This window comes from Pseudotamlana agarivorans, assembly GCF_001642835.1.
In the GTDB taxonomy this organism is placed as follows: domain Bacteria; phylum Bacteroidota; class Bacteroidia; order Flavobacteriales; family Flavobacteriaceae; genus Pseudotamlana; species Pseudotamlana agarivorans.
Window position 1 is genome coordinate 1 of record NZ_LXEI01000038.1, and the last position, 4918, is coordinate 4918.

The 4918-nt window shown below is 33.8% G+C and carries 4 protein-coding genes; 2 read left to right on the forward strand and 2 right to left on the reverse strand.

Going from position 1 to position 4918, the window contains the following annotated elements:
* Nucleotides 1–334: 334 nt before the first annotated feature.
* Both A6I66_RS16260 and A6I66_RS16265 read right to left on the reverse strand, forming a co-directional pair.
* Nucleotides 335–1174, reverse strand: coding sequence for an RteC domain-containing protein (locus tag A6I66_RS16260; RefSeq protein ID WP_067151922.1), 840 nt, complete (start codon nucleotides 1172–1174; stop codon nucleotides 335–337).
* Nucleotides 1175–1204: 30 nt separating this feature from the next.
* Nucleotides 1205–3607: an aminotransferase class I/II-fold pyridoxal phosphate-dependent enzyme gene (locus A6I66_RS16265; protein WP_067151924.1), complete on the reverse strand. Its 2403-nt coding sequence runs from the start codon at nucleotides 3605–3607 to the stop codon at nucleotides 1205–1207.
* Between the two features lie 201 nt (nucleotides 3608–3808).
* Between A6I66_RS16265 and A6I66_RS16270 the strand changes: the two genes are divergently transcribed.
* On the forward strand, nucleotides 3809–4186 hold the full coding sequence (locus A6I66_RS16270) for a DUF7793 family protein (RefSeq protein WP_067151925.1): 378 nt from the start codon (nucleotides 3809–3811) through the stop codon (nucleotides 4184–4186).
* A 4-nt stretch (nucleotides 4187–4190) separates the two neighbouring features.
* Nucleotides 4191–4918 (forward strand): PAS domain-containing protein (locus tag A6I66_RS16275; RefSeq protein WP_157614281.1); only part of this gene is annotated, 728 nt, incomplete at its 3' end.

Consider the following 4918-nt stretch of genomic DNA (forward strand, 5'->3'; position numbering starts at 1 on the left):
TCTAATATAAGTTTAATGTCTTCGAGTAATTCCAGTTTAAATTCTCGAAGATCTTCTGTGGTAATAATCGTTGCGCCCATACTTTTGTGTTTTTGTTAAAAAACAAAGCCGCCAAGGGTTTACATTTTTAAATGACGACTTTGCATTGATTTGACTTTCGTTTAACAAAAGTGGACAATTCTTTAATTTTATATACAATAGTTCTTCCCAAGTTGGGTAATTTTTATAAAAGAAAAATTTATAGTATTTTGATATACTGTTACTATACATTTGGAATTATATTGTAGAACTTTATACTAGTTTTCATTTCTCCCACCTTGGGACCAACATGGGATTATTCATCAGCATCTTCAAAACGTTTATTTAAAGCATCTATTAATCGATCTAAAAACTTGGTTTTACTACATTTCCGAGCGCGTATTTCAATAAAAGTATGGTAGTAATTGCCTAAATCTATATTAAATATGTGCTCAAACATTGTAGCCATTTCTTTGATGTCGGCAGTTCCACTGTTTATGGCTCCACTACCCTTCAATGCGTAAATTAATTCGATTAATTCTGTTTTACTTCCTGTCCAGAAGAGCTTATTTGTTTGCTTCATGAGAGATTTATTAGCAATATGAGTGTTGTTTTCTAATTTTTCGATTTCTTGTTGTAAGTACACAATAAGCATATCAAAAGCCATAATGGTCGCTACGGTATAATCTTGACAAGTCGAAAACTCTTCATCTATAAAAAAATGAAAGGAATCTGTTGGAGAGCGTAAATCTGATTGCCCTCTAATAAAGTATTGTTCGTCTAAGGTTGTTGCTCCCCGACGGTGATAATGGTAAAACTCTAAATTGTCATTAAAGTAATTTTGTAATTTATTAATTTGACCGTTTAAATACTTAACTTGAAACTTTGCGCTACTTCTTGGGCGCTTACTTTCAATATGATATAACTTTACATAATAAATAAGCTTACTGAGTATCTGGGGCTTTATGTGCTTAAAAAAATGTATTTCCTCCTCCACGGAACTAAACCCATGTTTTAGCACACGCCTACGAAGCTGTTTTATACAACGCTCCGTATGTGCTATCCCTGTTTCTGCAGTATATAAAACATCTTCGTTTTTACACTCCAAAACATCTAACTTTGTCGCAAATTCAGCGACCAATTTTTGATACTCCATCTATATAAAACCCCCAATTCTAACAAAATTTTATTCTAAAATACCCATAAGCTCCAAAGTGTAATTATCAGAAGATTGTATGTATGCATACTGATGCTCCATTGTAGCCCCCAATTTTCTTTTCTCAAAAGAAGCGGTCATACCCAAATCTATTATATCATACTTCAGCTCAATGGCCCGCTTTATTGTTTGAAACAGTAATTGTCGATAAGTATAATATTTTGATAGTGCATTATAATCCATACCTACAAACGCTGGCACATAAACTTTTTCTACATTTTTGTAGCACAACATGACGCCTATCATATTCTCTGGTGCTTCCTTCAAACTGATTATGATAAATTCCCAGTTGTCATGTTTTGACATACTATTGAAAAGTTTTTCTGGGAAAGAAAAAGTGTTTAACCCTAAATTATTTTGATGTACATTTTGGTATAATTCCTGAACTTTCTTGAGCTGATTTGAAGTACAAGTTTGTACTACATCAATACACAATTTGGGTTCCAATTCTAAAATTTCTTTTCTAAAATGTCTTCGGTTTCTTGAAGATAGTTTAGCCACATAATTTTCTACGGTTTCTTCTTGATCCAATTCAATTATACAAGTATGAGGCATTTGAACACGTACAAAACCTTGACCTTGGAAATAGTTATGCAGAAAGTCATTCTTAGGAAAATCACGAAGAACAACCATTTTAGCTTCAAATTCTTGCTCTAGAATTTCTATAGATTTCATAAACATCCCTAAAGCTTGACTCTTTTCAGAGTGGGCTTCATTTAAATACATATGGTTTCCTTCTGTAAACAGGCACCCCATACTTAAAACTTTTGAAGTCAAATAATAGGGATCCGCTTTTCGGATGTCTTCTATCTTTTTTGATGCGCTAACTTTAGCTAGCATATCATCTTTCCATAATCCTACTGTAAAGAAAGTGACTAAAACTGGGTTCTGTTGCGAATCACAAATTATGAGGTACTTAAATATCCAGTTATGTTCTTTAGCTTCATTGCCACGGAAGACTTCCTCTAGAAACCTAAGCCCCTGCCAATCAAAAACACCTTGTTTCCCCACAGAACTGTTCCACATATCTTTATTGATGTTTAAAATGGAATCCTCTTGTGTTATAGTGAGGTTATTATTTTGTTGTTTTGCTTCGATTTCTTTGGAGGGATCTTCTAATTTAAAGGCTCCAAAAACACGACTTCTATTCGTTTGTGTTTCTTCCAAAGATTTTGGAAAATGATATACCATGGCCTCAACTAAGCTTTTAATTTCAGCTTTTTCATTATGCCTGGATATAGTTAAACGTACCCCTGTGTTTTTTACTGGTACTGCTGGAAAAATCCCAAGATTAACATAGAATCCTTCTTGCATTAATCGATTTACAAAGTTATAGCCTGTCTTTGGCATCCCTGTCCCTATAAAGAATACAGGTGAATGGTTTTTATCAATTAACGGTAAGTCCGTATTTTCCAAAAGCGCATTAAAATAGGCTACGCGTTCGCCCAAATCCTTTTGTAAATCATAAATTTCTGGACTTAAATGAATTTTTGCTGATGCCGTTGCCGCTGCAACTGAAGCGGGTTCTAACTGTGCCGAAAAGGTTAATGGACCACCGAATGTTTTGATTTCATGATACATTTTCTCATTTGAACATACCAATACAGCTCCACTAGCTCCGAAAGTCTTACTCAACGTCCCAAATAACAAGGTGTTTTCTGCAACTTCACCTAGTTCTCCTAAGGCATAACCTGTACCGTTTTTGCCTGTCCAACTCATACCATGAACATCATCTATATATAAATGTAATTTTGGATATTTTAAACTTAAGGCTTTCAAATCTTTTAATGGTGAAAAATCTCCATACATAGAATAGATGCCGTCAGCCATATACCAAATTTTCTTTTTCTTATCTGTAAGGCCTTTTATTTTGTCTTCTAACATATTCAAATCATTATGTCGAATCATATCGATTGGAACACTTCTATTTTTTAAAACTTTGGCCGCACTCTGTACACTCCAATGTACTTGATGATCTAATATGATAGCATCTTCATCACTTACTGCATTTGGTATCACACCCATATGTCCCAAGGTGCTATTTTTTGTGATGATAATAGGCGCTTGATACATTTCTGTGATGTGCTCCTCTAAAGCCCTATATAATGGATTTGAAATATAAGATTTCGATAAAGGGAATTGGGTGCCATATTTTGAAATGGCTTCTATAGCTGATGCCTTTAGTCGTTCATCCTGCTCTAAACCCAGATAACCCGTGGTTCCAAAATGAAAGAGTTTCCGATTATTTACGCCGATTGTTCTTCCTGAAAAATCATCACCTTCTGCGTATAAGTGCATGATTCCTTTTTGTTTTGCGTCTGTGAACACCTCATTTACGGTGTCTAAAAAATTGTTGTGTTTGATTTTTGCCATGATGTATTTTTTTATTTCATCATTTAATTTAATATCATTTGTAGGAATTTATAAAATAGACCACCTTCAAAATCCCTTAGAATCAAATTTTAATCCTAAATAGTCAAATAAAACTCAACAATTGCGGTACTTTTTAGAACGCCATAAAATTCTTCATTGATTATTTTGTAAGTTTATATTCAATTACCAGTTTTCTAAATCATGAGAAATTATTTTGAAAATGACTATACCTCGTATAGATTTCATGATCATGTATTGCATATAGTTTATCATCATGGAGTTTACATCGACCTAAATGCGGCTGTCCAAATTGTTAAAGACCGATTATCATTACACCAAGGCCTATACATTCCTGTGCTATGTGATATCAGGGGTATCAAAGAGATTAATAAATCAGCTAGAGCCTATTTGGCCAGAGAAGGATCAACACTAATTAAAGCCGTCGCTGTTATCGTAGAACCGCCTGTTTCTGAAATGATGTCTGAATTCTATATCAGAACAAGCAATCCTCCTATCCCTACCAAATCATTTGAAAATACTGAAGAAGCCATGGCTTTTCTAGACTTGTACAAAACCTAAAAACATGGGGAATAGTAAAAAGCATAGAATCCTTCATATTAATAAGATGCTCTTAGAAATGGCTTCTGGGAATTTCTTTTACCGTTTAAAGCGAACTAATAAAAACGATCATCTAGAAGCGGTGACTATATCCTTGAATATGCTGGCAGAAGAAATCCAAAACGCCATGCTCCATGAAGGCTATGTAAACTCAAATGACCCTATAACTGAAATAGTTCAAATGAGTTTCATCATTGATTATAAGGGATATATTGAACTTGTAACCCAGAAATCCTGTACGATACTTTCGGTTTTACACATCGACATCGTTGGAAAACCTTTAAGTGATTTTATATCGAAAACCTCTCAGATCCACTGGAATAAAATTTGGAAAAACATTAATCAAAAAGAAATTTACGATACTACTTTAGAACTTAATTTTAAAACGAAAGATGGCTTATACCTTCCAAAAACCTGCTATATCACAACCTTCATTGATAAGCACAAAAATCAAAGAAAAATACTGCTTACAGCCATCCATCATGTTAAAAACCAAGACAAACTTGACCATGAGTTAAAAAAACAAATCATACAATTTTCTGATAAAAACAAGCACGAAAACGATGGTTTACCAACTCCTGAGTTGAAACCTAAAATTCGTCTTACTTTTGAAGACATTCGTAAAATAAGAGATGGCCATGACATCATCATTAACAACTTAGAAAAACCATTACCTACTATTAAAGAGTTTGC